Origin of the sequence: Parapedobacter composti (genome assembly GCF_900112315.1) — a bacterium.
GTDB classification, from domain to species: domain Bacteria; phylum Bacteroidota; class Bacteroidia; order Sphingobacteriales; family Sphingobacteriaceae; genus Parapedobacter; species Parapedobacter composti.
Window position 1 is genome coordinate 1 of the sequence record NZ_FOLL01000055.1, and the last position, 1,423, is coordinate 1,423.

Below are 1,423 nucleotides of genomic sequence, written 5' to 3' on the forward strand. Positions count from 1 at the left end.
GTCACACATTTGCAACATCAACAACCGATAGCAATGGCGGTTATTTTTCAAATGCTGCTTTGGATTACGGCGTTTATTCGTTTCCCCGAACTGAAGCAAAGGATTTTTTTAACTAAAAAAGTACAACAATGATGATACGCAGAAATATTTCAAAAATAACCCAAAACCATTGGCATAATGGTTTTTTGGGAACAGGACATCGTGCAATGGCGGTATTGGACGGTGTACCTTACAAAGACAGCGACCCTTTTATTTTATTTATGGACGACAGTCTGAATCTTCCGGGTGGAGAACCCGTAGGAGGAGCACATCCACACGCTGGGTTTGAAACCTTGAGCTTGGTTTTGGAAGGCAATGAAAAAGATTGGAAAACGGGAAGTTTTGAACTAATGACCGCCGGAAAAGGCATTATCCACACCGAAGAAATCACTTCCAAACAAAAACTTCGTATGCTGCAAGTGTGGTTGGTACTACCGCCCGAAAAGCGATACGCTCAACCTTTCTTACAAAGAATGCTATTGGAAGACGTACCCAAAATTAAAACCGATACATACGAAATTCGTGTTTATAGCGGAAGCAGTAACGGATTGATTTCGCCATTAAAAAACCATACGCCATTTACTTTGGTGGACTTCAGGTTAGACAACCGAGCTGTGGTATCACAGGAAATTCCATCGCACTATAATGGTTTGGTATATGTATTAAAAGGCAGTGTGAAAGCAGGCGACAAAATCATCAATGCCGAACAAGCGGGTTGGCTTGATAAAGCGACTGCAGACGGCGAGACCGAAATACAATTTGAAGCATTGGAAAACGATACGCATTTTGTGTTGTATGCCGGACAGCCTCATAATGTTCCTGTGGTTCATCACGGACCTTTTGTAGCAGATACCATGGAAGACATCGCACAGATGTATCGAGATTTTCGTCAGGGAAAATTTCCACATTTGAACGATTTGTCAAGTGAACAAAAAATCACTTCCTTTTCAGAATCGAGGAAATCTATTATCAATTAAAAACAAAAATAAAATGAATTTCAAACAATATGACGATGGCAAAGAAGGGAGATTCTTTGTTATCTTAGACAACGGAATGGAAGCAGGGTGGATTCAATACAAATGGTTGGACAACGGCAACCTGCTTGCCAACGGTACAAGGGTTTACGAAGAATTTAAAGACCAAAAATTGGGTATTCCGCTTTTCAACAGATTGGTGGAGTTTGCGGAAGAAAGTAAAACAAAAATTTATCCGCTATGTCCGTTTGTGGTCAAAACCTTTGCCCGGCATCCCGAACTAAAACATCTTTTGGCTGACGATTATTTGCAAGACCAAGTAAGAGTAACAGAATCAACGGTTTTACTGGACTAAAGCACTTGCACATAACAAGGGTTTGGCGTAACGGGGGGCGGACGTGCTTCGTACC

Annotated in this window: 2 protein-coding genes; both read left to right on the top strand. The window is 41.3% G+C overall.

Annotated features, from left to right (window positions below):
* The first annotated feature begins 128 nt into the window (after positions 1-128).
* On the top strand, positions 129-1,016 hold the full coding sequence (locus BM030_RS19550) for a pirin family protein (protein WP_211657678.1): 888 nt from the start codon (positions 129-131) through the stop codon (positions 1,014-1,016).
* A gap of 13 nt (positions 1,017-1,029) precedes the next feature.
* Positions 1,030-1,368 carry a GNAT family N-acetyltransferase gene (locus tag BM030_RS19555; protein ID WP_090975276.1) on the top strand — a complete coding sequence of 113 codons (339 nt, stop codon included), beginning with the start codon at positions 1,030-1,032 and terminating at the stop codon, positions 1,366-1,368.
* Positions 1,369-1,423 lie beyond the last annotated feature (55 nt).